Below are 17,889 nucleotides of genomic sequence, written 5' to 3' on the forward strand. Positions count from 1 at the left end.
CGCTCAGGAGAGGTTGACGATGTTGCCGTCCCGGTCGATGTCCACCAGGTGGGCGGCCGGCGTGGCGCCGAGGCCGGGCATGGTGCGCATGTCGCCGCAGATCGGGTAGATGAACCCGGCCCCGACCGAGGCCCGCACCTCCCGGACGGGCAGGCGCCAGCCCGTCGGCGCCCCCGTGAGCGACGGGTCGGACGACAGCGACAGGTGGGTCTTGGCGATGCAGACCGGGAGCCGGCCGTAGCCGTTCGCCTCGTAGGTCGCGAGCTGGCGCGCCGCGGTGCGGTCGTAGTCCACCCCGGCCGCGCCGTAGACCTTCGTCGCGATCGTCTCGATCTTCTCCTCGAGGCTCGCCGAGTCCGGGTAGAGGAACCGGAAGTCGGACGGCTCGTCGGCGGCCTCGGCGACCGCCTCGGCCAGCTCGCCGGCCCCGCGCCCACCGTCGGTGAAGTGCGTGCAGACGGCGACGCGCGCGCCCATCTCCTGCGCGATCTCGGCGATCGCCGCGTGCTCCGAGGGGTGGTCGCCGGGGAAGGCGTTGATCGCGACGACCGGGGACACGCCGTGCAGCCGGATGTTCTCGATCTGCTTGCGCAGGTTGGCACCGCCGATGTGGACCTCGTCGGGGTTCTCGGCGAGCAGCGCCTCCGGCAGCGGCCGGCCGGCCACGATCCGGTGCCGCCCCGAGTGCGCCTTGAGCGCCCGCACGGTCGCCACGACCACCGCGGCGTCCGGGGTGAGGCCCGAGGCGCGGCACTTGATGTTGAAGAACCGCTCCGCGCCCATGTCCGCGCCGAACCCGGCCTCGGTGACGAGGAAGTCCCCGCCGTGGATGCCGATGAGATCGGCCACCACCGACGAGTTGCCGTGGGCGATGTTGCCGAACGGGCCGGCGTGCACGAGCACCGGCGTGTTCTCCAGCGTCTGCATGAGGTTGGGCTTCAGCGCGTCCCGCATGATGACGGTCATCGCGCCGGCGCCGCCGATGTCCTCCGCGGTCACCGGCGTGCCCTGCGGGGTGTAGCCGACGACGATGCGACCGAACCGCTCGCGCATCTCGTGCAGCGACCGGGCGAGCGCGAAGATCGCCATGACCTCGCTGGCCGCGGTGATGTCGAACCCGGTCTGGCGCGGGATCCCGTCCGTCCTGCTGCCCAGGCCGACGACGATGTTGCGCAGCGCGCGGTCGTTGACGTCGAGCACCCGGCGCCAGGTGACGGCGTGCGGGTCGAGGCCGGTGGCGTTGCCCTGGAAGAGGTGGTTGTCCAGGACGGCCGAGAGCAGGTTGTGCGCCGCCGTGACGGCGTGGAAGTCCCCGGTCAGGTGGAGGTTGAGCACGTCCATCGGGACCACCTGGCTGTAGCCACCACCGGCCGCCCCGCCCTTGATCCCGAACGTCGGGCCCATCGACGGCTGCCGGATCGCCACCGTGGCCTGCCGCCCGATCCGGCACAGGGCCTGCCCGAGGCCGACGGTGGTGGTGGTCTTGCCCTCGCCCAGCGGGGTCGGCGTCACGGCGGAGACCACCACGTACTTCGCCCGGGGGCGGTCCGCGAGCTCGTCGATCGCCGCGAGCTTGATCTTGGCGACGTTCTCGCCGTACGCCTCGAGCAGGTGCGACCCGATCCCCATGGCGGCGGCCACGTCGTCGAGCGGCTTCAGGGACGCGGCCTGCGCGATGTGCAGGTCTCTCGGGATCATCGACGGTCCTCTCGGTCGTGACGGGGTGTCAGGCGGTCACCCGCAGGGAGTCGCGGTCGTCCACCTCGAACCGGCCCTCGCGGAGGTCCGCGGCCCAGGAGGCGGTGGGGACGAGCGCGCCGAACGGGAAGAAGTGCACCGCCCGCAGCAGGCTGCGGGGATCGGCGGCCACCGCGGCCGCCAGGCCGAGGAGGGTCGCGTCGGGATGGTGGACCGGCGAGGTCGCCAGCTTGAGCACGCCCCCGGCCTGCTGCCGGAGCACCTTGAGCGACGGGCCCACCCCGCAGCTCAGGCCGAACCGGAGCAGGCGGGCGGGGGAGGTGAGGCCGGGCAGGCCGACGTGGACGGGCACGTCGACGCCCGCGGCGCGGATCCGCCGCTCCCACGCGACGATCGGCCCGGGGTCGAAGCAGAACTGGGTGACGAGGTGCAGGTCGAACCCGCGCGCCCGGGCGATGCCGCACTTCGCGGCGAGGGCCCGGAACAGCTCGTCGTCGTCGACGTCGGGATGCCCCTCCGGATGGCCCACGATGCCGACGCGGCGGATGCCCGCCTCCTCGAGGAGTCCCGTGTCGAGGATCTGCGCCGACTCGGAGAACTCCCCGACCGGGGTCGTCAGGGACCCGGCGAGGAGCAGGACGTCCTCGACCCCCACCGCGGTGAGGTCGGTCAGCATGCGCTGCAGGGAACGGCGGTCGGGCACCGCGCGGGCGGCCAGGTGCGGCACCGGCCGCATCCCGGCCTCCCGGACGGCGCGGGCGACCGCCACCGTCTCCGTCCACGGCTGATGCGGCAGGAATGTGAGGTAGACGGCCGTCCCGGCCGCCAGGTGATCGGGCAGCGGCGGGAGCGTCGCCGCCTCGCGGGGGGTGATCTCCACGCTGAACGGGGACATCAACCTGCGCACGGCGGTGCTCAGCTCGGCGTACGTGGGTGTCGTCATCGCGTGGTCCCCTCAGCCCCGGCGGCGCCGGATCTCGGCGTTGACGGCGGGCACGACCTCGTGCATGTCCCCGATCACCGCGTAGGTCGCCTTGGTGACCATGGGCGCGTTCTCGTCCGTGTTGACGGCCAGGATGGTCTTGGAGCTCGCGCAGCCGGCCCAGTGCTGGATCGCCCCGCTGATGCCGCAGGCGATGTAGAGGTCGGGGGAGATCCGGCTCCCGGTCTGGCCGATCTGCTCGTGGTGCGGCCGCCAGCCCATGCTGGTCACGACGCGGGAGACGCCGAGCGCCCCGCCGAGCAGCTCCGCCAGCTCGGCGACAGCCGTGAAGCCCTCCGCGCCGCCGGCCCCGCGCCCGGCGCCCACCACGACCTTCGCCGACGTGAGCGCGCCCGACAGGTCCGGCGCGGCGGGCTCGGTCGACACGACGCGCGTCACCAGGTCCGCCTCCGCGACCTCCGGCGTGTAGTCCCGCAGTGTCACGGGCACGGGCGGGACCTGCTCGGCCTGGACGGCGTGGCCGGCGACCGTGAGCACCGCGGGGCGCCGGGGGAGCAGCATCTCCTCGAGGACCGCCCCGCCCAGCACCTGGCGGACGACCCGCAGCGCCCCGCCGTCGTCGGTGCCGTCGTCGGTGCCGTCCGCCGTGCCGTCCTCCGTGCCCAGCCCGACGACGTTGGCCGCCATCGGCACGTCCAGGCGCGCGGCCAGATGCGCCATGACCTCCAGGCCGCGCGGGGACCCCGGGGCGACGACGGCATCGGCGTCGGCGGCGGCGACCGCGGCCTGCACGGCGGCCGCCCAGAGGGCCCCGCCGTAGGCCGAGAAGGCGTCGCCCGTGGCGTGGTGCACCTCGCCGACACCGTGGCCGGCGAGCTGGTCGACCAGCCCGTCGGGCCGCGGGCCGACCACGACGGCGTGCACCGGACCGCCCGCCCGCCTGGCCAGGGCGCGCGCGAACGTGACGGCCTCCAGCGACACCTCGGTCGCGCCGGCCGCGTCGGTCTCGACGACCGTCAGGATCATCGGGCCACCCCCAGGCGCTGCAGCAGGTCGACGACGGCCGGCGCGGCGTCCGGTCCGGCGCCGAGCACCTCGACGGTGCTCGGCTGGGCGGGCGGCAGCAGGAGCCGCACGCGACCCGGGCCGTGCGGCTCGTGCCGCGGCGCCACGGTCTCGACCGGGATCTTCTTCGCCTTCATCCGGCCGACGACGGACGGGTAGCGCGGCTCGACACCGCCCTCGAGCACGGTGACGACGGCGGGCAGCGGCACCGCGAAGGTCTCGACGCCGTCCGGCCCGTCGCCGCGCGCCGTCGCCACCCCGTCGGCGACCTCGACCGTGCGCACCCCGTTGACCACCGGTCGACCCAGGGCGTAGGCGAGCCGGACGCCGACCTGGAAGTCACCGGTGTCGGCGGCGTCGTTGCCGAGCAGGACCAGGTCGTGGGTGCGGCCCTCGGCGGCGTGGGCGGCCACGACGGCGGCGATCTCCCGGACCACGTCCGCCGGCCCGTACTCGACAGGGTCGGCGTCGATGCGCACGGCCGCGGAGCACCCGACGGCCAGCGCGGCGCGGAGCTGCTCGACCGCCGCCTCGGGCCCCAGGGTGAGCACGGTCGCGGTGCCGCCGGTGGCCGTGGCGATGCGCACGGCCAGCTCGACGGCGCAGTTCTCGTGCGCGCTCACGGTGAACCCGACGAAGCGGGCGTCGACCGTCTGCGCGTCGGGGGTCAGCAGCACCTCGCCCCCGACGTCGGGCACCCGCTTGATGCAGACCAGCACGTCCGCCATGGCTCAGCCCTTGATCCGCTCGTTGGCCGGGTCGAACAGCGGGGTGGCGTCGGTCGAGCCGACGGTCACCGGGTAGAGCTCCTCCATGTAGGACACGGCGAGCCGATTGCCGACCACCGCCTGGTCCGGCGGCAGGTAGGCCATCAGGAGGTGCGTGCCGAGGGACGGCGCCGATCCCGCCGAGGTGACGTACGGGTGGTGACCGTGGCCGTCCGTCAGCACCCCGCCGTCGCGGGTGAGGATCGGCTCGCCGCCGAGCATGTAGCGGTTGCGGCCGCTCGCCGATCTGTGGTCGTCGACGGTGAGGGTGCACAGCACCGCCCGGGGTTCGGCGGCCCGTTGGGCGAGGTAGGCCTCGCGGCCGACGAAGTCGGCGTCCTTCACCTTCGGCCGCGCCATCCCCGCCTCGACGATCGTGCGCTCGCCGTCGAGCTCGAACCCGAACGCCCGGTAGCCCTTCTCCAGCCGGCCGGTCGTGCCGTAGACGCCGATCCCCACCGGGACGGCCCCGTCCGGCCGCCCGGCCTCGTGCAGCAGCTCCCACACCCGGGCGCCCTGCTCCATCGGGACGTAGAGCTCCCAGCCCAGCTCGCCGACGTAGGAGATCCGGGACGCGAGCACGCCGATGCTGCCGACCGCGATGCCGCGGCAGGTGAGGAACGGGAAACCGGCGTGGGAGATGTCCGCGTCGCTCAGGCGGCCGAGGATGTCACGGGCCCGCGGACCCCACAGCCCGATGGTGGTGAACGCCGAGGTCTGGTCGACGATCGCCGCGCCGGCGGGCAGGTGGTCGGCGAACCACTTCAGGTCGGCCATCCCGTGCAGGCCGCCGGTGACCACCCGGTAGCGGTCGTGGGCCAGCCGCATCACCGTGAGGTCGGACCGGAAGCCGCCCCGGGCGTCGAGCACCGGCGTGTAGATCACCCGGCCCTCGGCCACGGCGGCCTGCGCGACGACGATGCCCTGGATCGCCTCCTCCGCGGCCGGCCCGACGACGTCGAAGATCGCGAAGGCGGACAGGTCCACGATGCCGGCGCGGTCCCGCATCGCGAGGTGCTCGGCGTTGATGATCGGCGACCACCAGCGGGAGTCCCACTCGTGCTCGCGCGGCATGACCCTGTCGCCGTAGTCGCCGAGCAGGGCCTCGTTCGAGGCGTACCACATCGGCCGTTCCCACCCGACGGTCTCGAAGAACACCGCCCCGGCGGCGTGCTCCGCGGCGTGCATCGGTGCGAGCCGCTTGCCGCGCTCGCCCGCCCACTGCTCGCCGGGGTGCACGATGCCGTAGGTCTTGTTGAACGCCTCCGAGGTGCGCGAGCGCACGTGGGCGCGGGTGCGCTGGTGGGGGTAGAACCGCGCGATGTCGGAGTGGTGGAGGTCGATCTCGGAGTACCCGTGGGACATCCACTCCGCGACCGCGCGGCCGACACCGGGACCCTCCTTGATCCACACCGCGGCCGCCGACCAGAGGCCCTTCACCTCGGGCGTCTCGCCGAGGATCGGGGCGCCGTCGGGGGTGAGCGAGAGCAGGCCGTTGATGGCGTAGCGGATCTCGGCCCCGTCGGCGCCGAGCGCGTCCGGCATGAGCGCGAGCGCCTGCTCCAGCTGCGGGTCGAAGTCGTCGGCGGTGAACGGCGTCTCGGTGGGGGAGAGCCGCGCCTGGTCGATCGACGGGATGTCCTCCGGGTCCCACAGGATGGGCCGGTGGGCGTAGGAGCCCACCTCCATGTCGGCGCCGTGCTGGCGCTCGTAGCAGAACGTGTCCATGTCCCGGATGATCGGGAAGGAGATCTCGCCGGGCCGCTCGGCCAGCTGCGGGATCGGCCCCACCGAGATCATCTGGTGGACGGCCGGGGTGAGCGGGATCGCCGCGCCGGCCATCGCGGCCAGCTTCGGGCTCCACACCCCACAGGCGATCACGACGGTCTCGGCCTCGATGTCGCCGCCGGTGGTGCGCACGCGCCGGATCCGCCCGTGCTCGACGTCCATGCCGATCACCTCGACGGTCGACACGACGGTGAGCGCACCGCGGGCGAGCGCCGACTCCCGCATCAGGGTCCCCGCGCGGAGCGAGTCGACCACGCCCACGGACGGCGTCCAGAACGCCCCGAGGATCTCGTCCTTGTCCAGGTACGGGACGCGTTCGACGACGTGGTCCGGGGTCACCAGCTCGGCCGGGACGCCCCACGCCCGCGCCGACGACATTCGCCTGCGCAGCTCCTCCATCCGCTCCTCGGTGCGGGCGACCTCGTACCCGCCCGACTCGGTGAACACGCCCAGCTCCTTGTACTGGCGCATCGAGTCGAGCGTCAGGTCGGCGATCTCGCGCGAGTGGTCGACCGGGAAGATGAAGTTCGAGGCGTGCCCGGTGGAGCCGCCCGGGTTGGGCAGCGGGCCCTTGTCGATCTGCACGATGTCCCGCCAGCCGAGGCGGGCGAGGTGGTGCACGAGGCAGTTGCCGACGATGCCGGCGCCGATCACGACGACGCGGGCGGTGGCGGGGAGATTCGGCATCGGATGGTCCTCCTAGTCGCCCAGCTCGCGGCGGCGCCGGGTCACGTACTCCGTCAGCTCCTCGCGCACCGCGTCGTCCAGCGGCGGAGGTTCGTACTCGTCGAGTCGCTTCCGCGCGACGTCGCGGGCGCGGGCGGCGGCGTCCTTGGCCCCGTTGCGCACCCACCGCTCGTAGTTCTCCGAACTGTTGACGAACGGGCGGTAGAAGCAGGTGCGGAACCGTTCCATGGTGTGGGCGGCGCCGAGGAAGTGGCCGCCGTGCCGGACCTCGTCGTGGGCGTCGAACGCGAGCGACGCCTCGTCGATCTCCAGCGGCCGGAACTCGTGCTGGAGCATCTCGAGCAGTTGCACGTCGAGGACGAACTTCTCGTAGCTCGCGACCAGCCCGGCCTCCAGCCACCCCGCCGAGTGCATCACCCAGTTGATGCCCGCGAGGAAGGTCGGGAGCATGGTCATCAACGACTCGTAGCCCGCCTGGGCGTCCGCGGTCTGGCTCGAGGTGAGGCCACCGCCGGAGCGGACCGGGAGCCCGAACCGGCGGGCAATCTGTCCGGTGCAGAGCAGCCCGACCGCTGACTCCGGGGTGCCGAAGCAGGGCGAGCCGGACTGCATGTCGATGTTGGAGAGGAACGATCCGAAGATCACCGGGCAGCCCGGCCGGACGAGCTGGGAGAGCGCGATGCCGGTGAGGGCCTCGGCGATCTGCTGGGTCAGCGCCGCCGGGATCGAGACCGGCGACATCGCGCCCATCAGCAGGAACGGGGTGATGACGACGGCCTGGTTGGCCTCGCTGTACGCGAGCTGCGCCTCCAGCATGCGCTCGTCCCAGCGCAGCGGCGAGTTGCAGTTGATCAGCGAGATCGTGGCCGGGGTGGCCTCGATCGCCGGCCGGCCGCCGAAGAGGATCTCGGTCATGGCGATCGTGTCGGCGGCGTTGGCCCCGGACACCACGTTGCCCATGTAGATCTTGTCGGTGAGCGTCTGCAGGGCGTAGGTCATGTCCAGGTGCCGCGAGTCCAGCGGCGTGTCCTCCGGCTCGCAGACGACCCCGCCCGCCGAGTCGAGGACGGCGAAGCCCTGGGCCAGCCGGGTGAAGTTGCGGAAGTCGTCCATCGTCGCGTCCCGCCGCACGTCGCCCTCCCGCACGAACGGCGGGCCGTAGACGGCGCCGAACGCCATCGCGTCGTCGCCGATGTGGACGGTGTTCGCCGGATTGCGGGCCTGCACGTCGAACGACCGCGGCGCCTTGGCGACCTGTTCGAGCACGAAGTCCGGATCGAACCGGACGACCCCCTGACCGTCGGAGTCCTCGACCTTCTGGCCGGCCTGACGGAACAGCTCCAACGCCCGGGCCGACCCGAACTCCACGCCGATCTCCGACACCAGCCGGCGCCAGCCCGCGTCGAGGGTGCTCATCGCGTCCTCGGAGAGGATCTCGTACCGGGGCATCGCGTTGCGGAACATGTGCTTCTCCGCTCTTGACGGGCTGGGAGACCCGCGTCACAGTAGCCGCCATCCTCAGAACTCGGGTTCCATAATGTGAAACTTTGGACGGCTCTCATGACGGCGCAGACGGGCAGTCAGTCGGTCGAACGAGCGAGTGCCCTGCTCGGCCTCATCGTCGAGTCCGGCGCGCCGCGCACCTTCAGTTCGCTGGTGGACGAGCTCGGCCTGGCGAAGTCCACCACCTCACGGCTCCTGCAGGCCCTGGAGCGCAGCCGGCTGGTGTACCGCGACCGGGCCGGCGCCTTCCGCCCGGGTGCGCTGTTCTCGCTGCACGCCGCCCGGCCCAGCGCGCTGCACGACCTCGCCGAGCTCGCCCGCCCCACGATGGAGCACCTGTCGGCGCTCTGCCGGGAGACGGTGAACCTCGCCGTGGCGCGCGGCGGCCAGCTCGTCGAGATCGACCAGGTCGACAGCCGGTACCTGGTCGGGGCCGCGAACTGGGTCGGCGTCGACGTGCCCGCGCACTGCACGGCGCTGGGCAAGGTGCTCTACGCCTTCGGCGCGCTCCCGCTGCCGCCCGGCCAGCTGGAGCGCCGCACCGCGCATTCGCCGGTCGACCGCGCCCAGTTCGAGCACGCCCTCGTCGAGGTCCGCCGACGAGGCTGGGCCGCCTCGCTGGACGAGCTGGAGCTCGGGCTCGCCGCCGTCGGCGCTCCCGTGCGGGCCGTCGACGGCACCGTCGTCGCCGCCGTCTCGGTCTCCGGACCCACCAACCGCATCAACGACTTCGGCATCACCACGCTCGGGGACCTGCTCGTCGCCGAGCTGCGCGGGCTGTCCGCGCTGCTGGGGCACCAACCCGGACGAAAGGGAGGCTCGGCCTGATGGATCACGAGGCGATCCTGCGCGGGCTCTACGACGAGACGCTCGTCGGGAACAAGCCGCGCGTGCTCGAGCTGACGCACGAGGGTCTCGACGCGGACCTCACCCCCGAGTCGATGCTGTTCGACGCGCTGATCCCCGCGCTCGAGGAGGTCGGCGCCCGGTTCGAGCGCGGGGACTTCTTCGTGCCCGAGATGCTCGTGGCGGGCAAGGCGATGAGCGGGGCGCTGGACGTCCTGCGCCCGCTGCTCGCCGAGACCGGTGCGCAGACCGTCGGGACGTTCCTGATGAGCACCGTGAAGGGCGACGTCCACGACATCGGCAAGAACCTCGTCAACATCATGCTGGAGGGTGCCGGTTTCCACGTGATCGACCTCGGCGTGCAGGTGTCGCCGGAGAAGGTGATCGCCGGGATCCACGAGCACAATCCGGACATCGTCGGCTTCTCCGCGTTCCTCACCACGACCATGCCGATGTTCAAGGCGAACATCAACGCGTTGCAGAAGGCGGGGCTGCGCGACCAGGTGATCGTGATGGTCGGGGGCGCCCCGGTCACCCAGGAGTACGCGGACGCCGTGGGGGCCGACGGCTACGCCGCCGACGCCGCCACCGCCGTCCGCAAGGCCAAGGAACTGCTCGCCGCCCGTCGCGCCGCCGTGGGGGTCTGATGCACACCGTCCTGCGCTCGGCGACCCGCGAGGTCGTCATCGGTCCGGATCGACCGTTCTGCCTGATCGGTGAACGGATCAACCCGACCGGCCGGAAGATCTTCGCCGAGCAGCTGCGCCGGGGCGACCTCTCGCGCATCGAGGTCGACGTCGAGCAGCAGGTCGCCGGCGGGGCGACGATGCTCGACGTCAACATGGGCGTCCCGCTCGCCGACGAGGCCGAGCTGCTCGCCAAGGCCGTCACGATGGTGCAGGAGCGCACCGACCTGCCGCTGGTGATCGACTCGTCGGTGGTCGAGGCGCTGGAGGCCGGGCTCGCCGCGTACCAGGGCAAGGCGCTGGTGAACTCGGTGACCGGCGAGCGGGAGCGGCTGGACGCGATCCTGCCGATCGTGGCCCGGCACGGGGCGGCGGTGATCGCACTGCCCAACGAGGAGGACGAGATCCCGGACGAGCCGGAGCGCCGGCTGGAGATCACCCGCAAGATCCTCGACGTCGCCGTCGGCGAGTACGGCATCCCGGTCGAGGACATCGTGATCGACCCGTTGGCCATGCCGGTGGGGGCGGACACGACGCTCGTCCGCACGACGCTGCGGACGATCGAGCTGATCTCGGACGAGCTCGGCCTGAACACGACCCTCGGCGCCTCCAACGTCTCCTTCGGCATGCCCGGGCGCCCGGCGCTCGGCGCGACGTTCCTGCCCATGGCCATGTCCTGCGGGCTGACCAGCGCGATCATGGACGTGCGGTCGCCGCAGATCGTCGAGGCGGTCAAGGCCGCGGACCTGCTGCTCGGCAACGACGACTGGGGCGCGGCCTGGATCGCGCGCGCCCGGGCGGCGGCCGCCGCGGAGAAGACGGCCTGACCGTGACCGCACTCCCCGAGCCGCCGACGCCGGAGCGGGTCCGCATCCGGTTCGACCCCGACGGGGCCCGCCCCCGCGAGGTGCGGGCCCCCGCCGGGGCGACGCTGTTCGACGCGGCGAGCTGGAACGGCATCGCCGTCGACTCCACCTGCGGGGGCCACGGCACGTGCCGCAAGTGCCGGATGCGGGTCGTCGAGGGCGACGTGCCGGTGTCCCGGCTGGACCCGCGCGCCTTCGGCCCCGAGGAGCTGCGCGCGGGCTGGCGCCTGGCGTGCCGCGCCCGGGCCGAGCAGGACCTGCGGGTGGAGGTGCCCGCGCTCGTCACCCGGCCGAAGGCGGCCACGGTCGGCGTCGGGCGGCAGGTGATCCTGCGCCCCGCGCTGCAGAAGCGCTGCCTGACGCTGCCCGAGCCGACCCTCGCCGACCAGCGCACGGACCTCGAGCGCCTGCGCGACGCGCTGCCCGACCTCGAGCTCCGGGTGGACCTGCCGGCGATCCGGAGCCTGTCCCGGGCGCTGCGCTCCGCCGACCACACGCCGGACCACACCCCGGACCACACGGTCACCGCGGTCGTCGTGGACGACGTGCTGGTCGACGTGGAGCCGGGGGACACGAGCGGGCGGCTCTTCGGCATCGCCTTCGACCTCGGCACGACGACCGTCGTCGCGACGCTGCTCGATCTCGCCACCGGCACCCCGGTGGCCGTCGCGTCCCGGCTCAACCCCCAGCAGTCCCACGGCGCCGACGTGATCACCCGGATCAGCGCGACGATGACCGACCCCGCGGCCCTGGACCGGCTCACCGCGCTCGCCCACGAGGGCCTCGACCAGCTCGCGGGCGAGGTCTGCGCCGACGGCGGCGTCGACCGCGGCGAGGTCTACGAGATCGCGCTGGCGGGCAACGCCACGATGACCCACCTCGCGCTGGGGGTGGACCCCGAGCCGCTGGGGGTCGCGCCGTTCGTCATGGCCTCCCGCTCGTTCGACGACCTCGCGGCCGCCGACCTCGGGGTGCGGGTGCACCCGCGCGCCAGGGCGTACGTGTTCCCCGCGCTCGGCGCCTACGTCGGCGGCGACATCGTCGCGGGCGCGCTGGCCTCCGGGATGGACCGTGACCGCCGCGTCCGGCTCTTCATCGACATCGGCACGAACTGCGAGATCATCCTCGCGGCGGGCGACCGGCTGCTCGCCACCGCCGCCCCCGCCGGGCCGGCCTTCGAGGGCGCGGCCATCCGCTGCGGGATGCGGGCCGCGCCCGGCGCGGTCGAGGGCGTGAAGATCAGCGACGACGACGTCGTGCTGCAGGTCATCGGGGACGTCGAGCCGGTCGGGCTGGCCGGCTCCGGCCTCGTCGACGCCGTGGCGGCGATGGTGGCGGCCGGCCTCGTCGACGCGTCGGGGCGGCTGATCGCGGCGGACGCGCCGGGCGTGCCGCCCGGGTTGGCCGCGCGGCTGCGCCAGGTCGGCCAGGAGCGGGTCTTCGTCCTGCACTTCCGCGGTGACGACCCGGCCGGTGACCCTGCCGAGGCGCTCTACCTGTCCCAACGCGACATCCGCGAGCTGCAGTTCGCCAAGGCGGCGATCTCCACGGGCTGGCAGCTGCTGCTGGAGGAGCAGGGGCTGACCGCCGCCGACGTCGCCCAGGTGCTGCTGGCCGGGTCCTTCGGCAGCTATCTCGGCCCCGCCGCCGCGGTGCGGATCGGGCTGGTGCCCGACGTCGCGCTGCTGCGCATCGTGAGCGCGGGCAACGTGGCGGGGGAGGGCGCCAAGATGGCCCTGCTGTCGATGCGCGAGCGGGCGGCGGCCCAGGCCCTGCTGGAGGAGGTGCACTACGTCGAGCTCTCCGACCGCGCGGACTTCAACGACCGGTTCGTCGAGCGCCTCGCCTTCCCGGTCTGACCAGGTCGGACGGCGTGGACGGGGAGCTCGCCCGGACAGGGTGGCGGTGGTCGCGTGCGGGGCGATCGCCCGCCCCGTCGCGGACGTCGTCGCCCGTCGCGGCTGGCCCGTCGACGTCGTCCCCCTGCCTCCGCTGCTGCACAACCGGCCCGAGCGGATCGCCGCCGCCGTCGAGCGCGAGGTGTCGCGCCTGCGGCCGCGGTATGCGCGGGTCGCCGTCGGCTACGCGGACTGCGGAACCTACGGCGCCCTCGACGCGGTGTGCGCCCGGTGGGGCGTGCGGCGGCTGACCGGTACCGACTGCTACTCGGTCTTCGCAGGCGCCGCCCGGATGCGCGCGTTGCTGGAGGCAGAACCCGGCACCTACGTGCTGACCGACTACCTCGTCGCGTCGTTCGCCCGCTCGGTCGTCGTCGAGCTCGGCCTGGACCGGTACCCCGAGCTGCGCGACGACTACTTCGGCCACTACCGGCGCGTGGTCTGGCTCGCCCAGCACCCGACCGCCGGCCTCCGCGCGGCGGCGGAGCGGGCCGCCGGCGTCCTCGGCCTGCCGTTGGAGGAGGTCGTCGTCGGAGACGTCCTCCTCGAGCGGGCGGTCGAGGAGCTGGTGGTCGACCGGACCGGTCCCGGCCCGGCCTGACGGGCTCCCGAGGCGGACGGCGATCCGCGTCGAGGACGCCCGGCGCCTCCGGCGAGGTGTCCCCCCTGAGCCGTGAGCGACGAGCTTCCCGTGCTCGATCTTGACGCGGGGCCGACCGCGAGGAAGAACTGTCGGTAGCGGCGTGCAGCCCGCGGACCGCCGGGGTCCGGGGACGGGCCGCGAGGGAGGCGTCGATGGGGACGACAGGGTGGACACCCGAGGAGTACGGGCAGGTCACGCTGCTGCGGGCGGCGAACGGCGGCGGCTACCCGTACGGGAACTCGCTGCTGGTCCGCGGCAGCGCGGGCACGCTCCTCGTGGACCCCTCCCTGGCGTTGGTCGAGGAGGACGACCTGCCTGCCGCCGACGCCGTGTTCGTCAGCCATGCGCACGAGGACCACGTCGTGGCGATCGACGCGTTCCCCGCCCCGGTCCACGTGCACTCCGCCGATCTCGCCGCGGTCCGGGACACACAGGTGCTGCTCGCCGGCTACGGCCTGCCGGCGGAGGCGACCGCGGAGTTCGCGGAGTCGCTGACCACCGACTTCCGGGTCCGCAGCCGTCCCGACGCCCTGGGCGTGCCGGACGGCCACCGGTTCGACCTCGGTGACCGCACGGCGACCGTCGTGCACCTGCCCGGGCACACCGCCGGGCACTGCGGCCTGCTGGTCGAGCCGGACGGCTTCCTCTACATCGCCGACATCGACCTGACCTCGTTCGGCCCGTACTACGGCGACCGGGGGAGCAGCCTCGAGGGCTTCGAGCGGTCGATCGAGACGTGTGCCGAGGTCGACGCCCGGTGGTTCGGCACCTTCCACCAGAAGGGCGTGATCGAGGGCGCCGAGGAGTTCCGCGGCCGGCTCCGCGCCTACCGGGAGGTCGTCGAGCGTCGGGACGCGGCCCTGCGGGAGTTCCTCGCGGAGCCGCGGACCCTCGCGGACGTCGTCGACCACCGGTTCGTCTACCGACCGCACGTGGACGCCCCGCACGTGGACACCGTGGAGGCCCGCACCGCCGAGCAGCACCTCGACCGGCTCGTCCGCGCCGGCCTCGTCGCGGAGGTCGAGCCCGGTCGCTACCGGGCCGCCGGCTGATCACGGCCGGCGCCCGGCGTCCGGGCGTCGGCCTCAGGCCAGGCCCTTCGCGGTACTGGTCCGGCTGGCGTCGCCGAGCTGGGAGCCGCCGTCGACGTCGAGGATCGTGCCGCTGACGTAGGTGGCGGACGGGCTGGAGAGGAACACCGCGGCCTCGGCGACCTCCTCGATCTCGCCCCAGCGCTTCAACGGGATCCGGGCGAAGTGGGCCTCGCGGGTGCTCTCGTCCGGCGCGAGCCGGGCCATGCCCTCGGTGCCCGAGATCGGGCCGGGGGAGATGCCGTTGACCCGCACGTCGGGGCCCCACTCCATGGCGAGCACCCGGACGAGCTGGTTGATGCCGGCCTTGGCCGCGCAGGCGTGGGCCTGCATCGGCATGGCGTTGACCGCCTGGCCCGCGGTGATCGCGATCAGCGAGGCGCCCGGGGTCCGGAGGAGGGCGTAGCAGCCGCGGAAGACGTTGAACGTGCCGTTGAGGTCGATGTCGACCACCGTGCGGAAGGCGTTGGCGGACATCTGTGCCGCGGGGGCCAGGAAGTTGCCCGCGGCGCCGGACACGACGACGTCGAGCGGGCCGAGCTCGCTCGCGACCTGCTCCAGTGCACCCCGGATGGCCTCGTAGTCGCGGACGTCCGCGGAGAGGCCGAGCGCGCCGGCACCGATGGAGTCCGCAGCCGCCTTCGCCTTCTCCGGGTTGCGGCCGACCACCGCCACCCGCGCCCCGAGCTGAGCGAACCTGCGGGCGATGCCGAGGTTGATACCGCTCGTGCCACCCGCCACGAACACCGTCCGATCGGCCATGAGGCCGTCGCTGAACGCACTCATCGTCAGGTCCTCTCCGTCGAGACTCCGCAGACATCATGGAGTGCTGAACGCCCGTTCAGTTCAGCTTCGGAGGTGATCTCGGCCACCGGGGCAGGCCGTCCGGGGTTGGCGGGCGTGCGGTCCGTGTTCCGGGCAGGAGAACCCGCCCGGAACACGGACCGGACGAACCCGGCCCGGCCTCGGCGTCGTCGTCGACGGTCAGGCCTGCGCCACCGGCCTCCGTTCCACGTCGAGGTCGACGCTGCTGGTCGGTAGCTCCGGAGAGCCGCCGCACTCCCGACGGAGCACCGGCATGATCTCGTCGGCGAAGTAGCTCATCTGCGCTTCGACCTCCTCGCCCCGGAAGCCGCCGAGCTCGAACCAAGCGTTGAACATGAAGTCGTCGTAGCCGCACTGCTCCTTGATCTCCAAGATCGAGTCGATCACGTACTGCTTCGACCCGTGGATGGCGACCTTCTTCTCACGGAGGAGATCGGCGGTGACCTTCATGTCGAGGTCGTAGAACGGCTCGTCGGCCTCGGCCAGCACGGCGGCGAATCCGAACGGGCCGTAGTAGTCCCACTGCAACTCCATGGCCCGCGCGGCCCGGTCCAGGTCGCCGAGGCCCTTCTCGACCACGTGGATGTACCGACACGTCACGACGCCGCGGTGCTTCTCCGCGTCCCACCCGCGCTTGAACTGACCCCGGTCCTGCCGGTCGGGCCATCCCGCCGACTCGGCAGCCTCGAAGTAGAGGTCGATGTTCTTCCGGAGCCGTGAGTTGGGCTCCACGATGAAGTAGCCGTTGATGCCGCGCTCGGCCGCCCACTTGACGGAGCGCGGACTGGTCAACGGCTCCCACATCTGCGGGTACGGCTTCTGCAGCGGCTGGGGGTAGACGGAGAATTCGAGAAGCTTCGTGGTGGTCGCCTGTACCGGGTTGCCGCCGGAGTACATGTCCGGCCCGCCCACCTTGAGCACCTCGTCGAGTTCCCGGCCGACGCCCTTCTGGCTGAAGTAGGCGAGGGTCTGCTTGTGGTTCCACTTCGTGTACGAGGGCGGGAGCGACATGAACTCGCCGTGGTGGGAGAAGGAATCCTGCGTCCATGCCTTGAGAATGATCTCGTAGGCCTCCTCGTAATAGGCGCGGTTGCGTTCCTGGTCCTGGATGGTGGAGCCGTAGGGCCAGCCGAAGGTCTCGTTCTCCCGCGGCTGATAGCCGCGCCCGATGCCGAACTCCAGCCGTCCACCGCTGATCACATCGAGCATCGCGGCTTGTTCCGCGATCCGGATCGGGTGCCACCAGGTGATGATGTTGGCTGCCTGTGCCAGCCTGATCCTCTTGGTCCGCGCGGCGATCGCGGCTTCCCCGAGCAGCGGGTTCGGGCTGAGCTCGGCGCCCTCGGGCTGGAAGTGGTGCTCGGTCTGGAACCAGTAGTCGAAACCCAGGTGGTCGGCGAGGACACCCTGTCGCACCTGGTTGACGATGGTGCGTTGGGCCGACTGGTGTGTCGTGGGAAGGTCGCCGTCGTTCACGACGACGCCCGATCCGTTCCACGGCACCTCCTTCGCGGGCAGGTCCGATGCCCCGTTGTGGAACACTCCGATCTCGATCACCGGATTCTCCTTGTCGATGAGTCGTTCCTACGCGTAGGTGTAGCCCTCGTCGAAGCGGATCGCCTTCAGTTCCTGGCGGCTGTCGAAGTGCTGAATTCCGGTCTCGTCATGGCCGGGGAACAGCCAGGCGTCGTTCTCGCGCGCCAGCCGGCCGAGCAATTCGAGGGAGGTACGCCACTTCTCGATGTCCCAGTAGATCTGGGGTTCGCCGGTGGGCTCGACGTAGTTCTCGTGGTGATAGAGGGCGTCCGAGGTCAGGAGCACCGTGCCGGTGCTCGCGAGGTCGACCTGCATGGTCATCTGTCCCGGTGTGTGTCCCGGTAGATGCACCAGACGCACGCCGTCGGCGATCTCCATCGAGCCTCCCGGGATCAGGGTCGGCTTCTTGTCGCCGAGAAAGGCCCAGTCCACGCGGGCGAAGAAGTCCCTGTCCGTGTCGAGGCTCATGACGTGGGCGTACTCCGCCTCGTGCACCACGATCTCCGCGCCGGCGTCCTCGAACAGGCGCAGACCGCCGGCGTGATCGGTGTGCAGGTGCCCCTGGACGACGTAGCGGAAGTCCTCCGGCCCCAGGCCGAGCTGCTTCAGCCGCAGTTCCAGGCACGCCTCGGGCGTGACGGCCCCGAGATCGACCACCTCCCGCCACTCGGCGAGCCACTCGTCCGAGCATCGCGCCGACAGACCGGTCTCCCAGAGGATCCGTCCCTGTGGGGTCTCGAGGATGTAGGCGATGGCCGGGCACTGGTAGGTGCTCCCGACATGCTCGGGCTTGTTGACCAGCAGGGACTTGTCCAGACCCATGTAACCCAGGTTGACGCCGCGGAGTGTGACACCCATGGCTGCCTCCCGTCGTGATCGGTGCGCCGTTGATCCGGTCCGCCGTAGGCGACCGCTGTGACGAGCATCATGAAGGGCTCAACTTGACACAAGGTTGAGTTCCGGTTTGTCCACAATTACTGCTCGAGACGACGTCGTTGTTGGCGACCAGCGGCGTTGGGTGCGGCTCGGCCGGTGGCGTGACGGGCT

The 17,889-nt window shown here is 72.2% G+C and carries 15 protein-coding genes; 6 read left to right on the plus strand and 9 right to left on the minus strand.

The annotated features are described in order from the left end of the window. Positions 1–3 precede the first annotated feature (3 nt). Genes ABD990_RS29570 through ABD990_RS29595 form a run of 6 tightly spaced genes read right to left on the minus strand, consistent with a single transcriptional unit; the run spans position 4 to position 8,412 of the window. Positions 4–1,698: a formate--tetrahydrofolate ligase gene (locus tag ABD990_RS29570; protein ID WP_345384066.1), complete on the minus strand. Its 1,695-nt coding sequence runs from the start codon at positions 1,696–1,698 to the stop codon at positions 4–6. A 28-nt stretch (positions 1,699–1,726) separates the two neighbouring features. Next, on the minus strand, positions 1,727–2,641 hold the full coding sequence (locus tag ABD990_RS29575) for a methylenetetrahydrofolate reductase (protein ID WP_345384067.1): 915 nt from the start codon (positions 2,639–2,641) through the stop codon (positions 1,727–1,729). 12 nt (positions 2,642–2,653) lie between these two features. After that, entirely contained in the window at positions 2,654–3,667 is a 1,014-nt protein-coding gene (locus tag ABD990_RS29580) for an electron transfer flavoprotein subunit alpha/FixB family protein (protein ID WP_345384068.1), read from the minus strand. Further along, complete coding sequence (locus tag ABD990_RS29585; protein ID WP_345384069.1) at positions 3,664–4,434, minus strand: electron transfer flavoprotein subunit beta/FixA family protein; 771 nt, start codon at positions 4,432–4,434, stop codon at positions 3,664–3,666. Before ABD990_RS29585 ends, ABD990_RS29580 begins: the two co-directional genes overlap by 4 nt. 3 nt (positions 4,435–4,437) lie before the next feature. Continuing rightward, a complete protein-coding gene (locus ABD990_RS29590) occupies positions 4,438–6,948 on the minus strand; it encodes a GcvT family protein (protein ID WP_345384070.1) in 2,511 nt (836 codons plus the stop codon). Between the two features lie 12 nt (positions 6,949–6,960). Beyond that, positions 6,961–8,412 (minus strand): trimethylamine methyltransferase family protein, encoded by a 1,452-nt coding sequence (locus tag ABD990_RS29595; protein WP_345384071.1) that lies wholly within the window; start codon positions 8,410–8,412, stop codon positions 6,961–6,963. Between the two features lie 96 nt (positions 8,413–8,508). On the opposite strand from ABD990_RS29595, the gene ABD990_RS29600 reads away from it, so the two are divergent. The 6 genes from ABD990_RS29600 to ABD990_RS29625 all read left to right on the plus strand — a co-directional run bounded on the left by ABD990_RS29600 (position 8,509) and on the right by ABD990_RS29625 (position 14,442). Next, positions 8,509–9,279 carry an IclR family transcriptional regulator gene (locus ABD990_RS29600; RefSeq protein ID WP_345384072.1) on the plus strand — a complete coding sequence of 257 codons (771 nt, stop codon included), beginning with the start codon at positions 8,509–8,511 and terminating at the stop codon, positions 9,277–9,279. Beyond that, positions 9,279–9,944 (plus strand): corrinoid protein, encoded by a 666-nt coding sequence (locus ABD990_RS29605; protein WP_345384073.1) that lies wholly within the window; start codon positions 9,279–9,281, stop codon positions 9,942–9,944. The genes ABD990_RS29600 and ABD990_RS29605 overlap by 1 nt, the downstream gene beginning before the upstream one ends. Then, complete coding sequence (locus ABD990_RS29610; RefSeq protein WP_345384074.1) at positions 9,944–10,810, plus strand: dihydropteroate synthase; 867 nt, start codon at positions 9,944–9,946, stop codon at positions 10,808–10,810. The genes ABD990_RS29605 and ABD990_RS29610 overlap by 1 nt, the downstream gene beginning before the upstream one ends. Positions 10,811–10,812: 2 nt before the next feature. Continuing rightward, positions 10,813–12,708 (plus strand): ASKHA domain-containing protein, encoded by a 1,896-nt coding sequence (locus ABD990_RS29615; protein WP_345384075.1) that lies wholly within the window; start codon positions 10,813–10,815, stop codon positions 12,706–12,708. Positions 12,709–12,748: 40 nt separating this feature from the next. Next, entirely contained in the window at positions 12,749–13,348 is a 600-nt protein-coding gene (locus ABD990_RS29620; RefSeq protein ID WP_345384076.1) for a DUF1638 domain-containing protein, read from the plus strand. A 194-nt stretch (positions 13,349–13,542) separates the two neighbouring features. Continuing rightward, a complete protein-coding gene (locus tag ABD990_RS29625; RefSeq protein ID WP_345384077.1) occupies positions 13,543–14,442 on the plus strand; it encodes an MBL fold metallo-hydrolase in 900 nt (299 codons plus the stop codon). A 33-nt stretch (positions 14,443–14,475) separates the two neighbouring features. On the opposite strand, the gene ABD990_RS29630 is transcribed toward ABD990_RS29625, so the two are convergent. From ABD990_RS29630 to ABD990_RS29640, 3 genes are all read right to left on the minus strand, one after another. Beyond that, positions 14,476–15,267, minus strand: a complete 792-nt coding sequence (locus tag ABD990_RS29630; protein WP_345384078.1) for an SDR family oxidoreductase — start codon at positions 15,265–15,267, stop codon at positions 14,476–14,478. 198 nt (positions 15,268–15,465) lie between these two features. Next, entirely contained in the window at positions 15,466–16,863 is a 1,398-nt protein-coding gene (locus ABD990_RS29635) for an LLM class flavin-dependent oxidoreductase (RefSeq protein WP_345384079.1), read from the minus strand. A 27-nt stretch (positions 16,864–16,890) separates the two neighbouring features. Then, complete coding sequence (locus ABD990_RS29640; RefSeq protein ID WP_345384080.1) at positions 16,891–17,700, minus strand: N-acyl homoserine lactonase family protein; 810 nt, start codon at positions 17,698–17,700, stop codon at positions 16,891–16,893. Between the last annotated feature and the right edge of the window lie 189 nt (positions 17,701–17,889).

Source organism: Pseudonocardia yuanmonensis (assembly GCF_039542425.1).
Classification (GTDB): Bacteria; Actinomycetota; Actinomycetes; order Mycobacteriales; family Pseudonocardiaceae; genus Pseudonocardia; species Pseudonocardia yuanmonensis.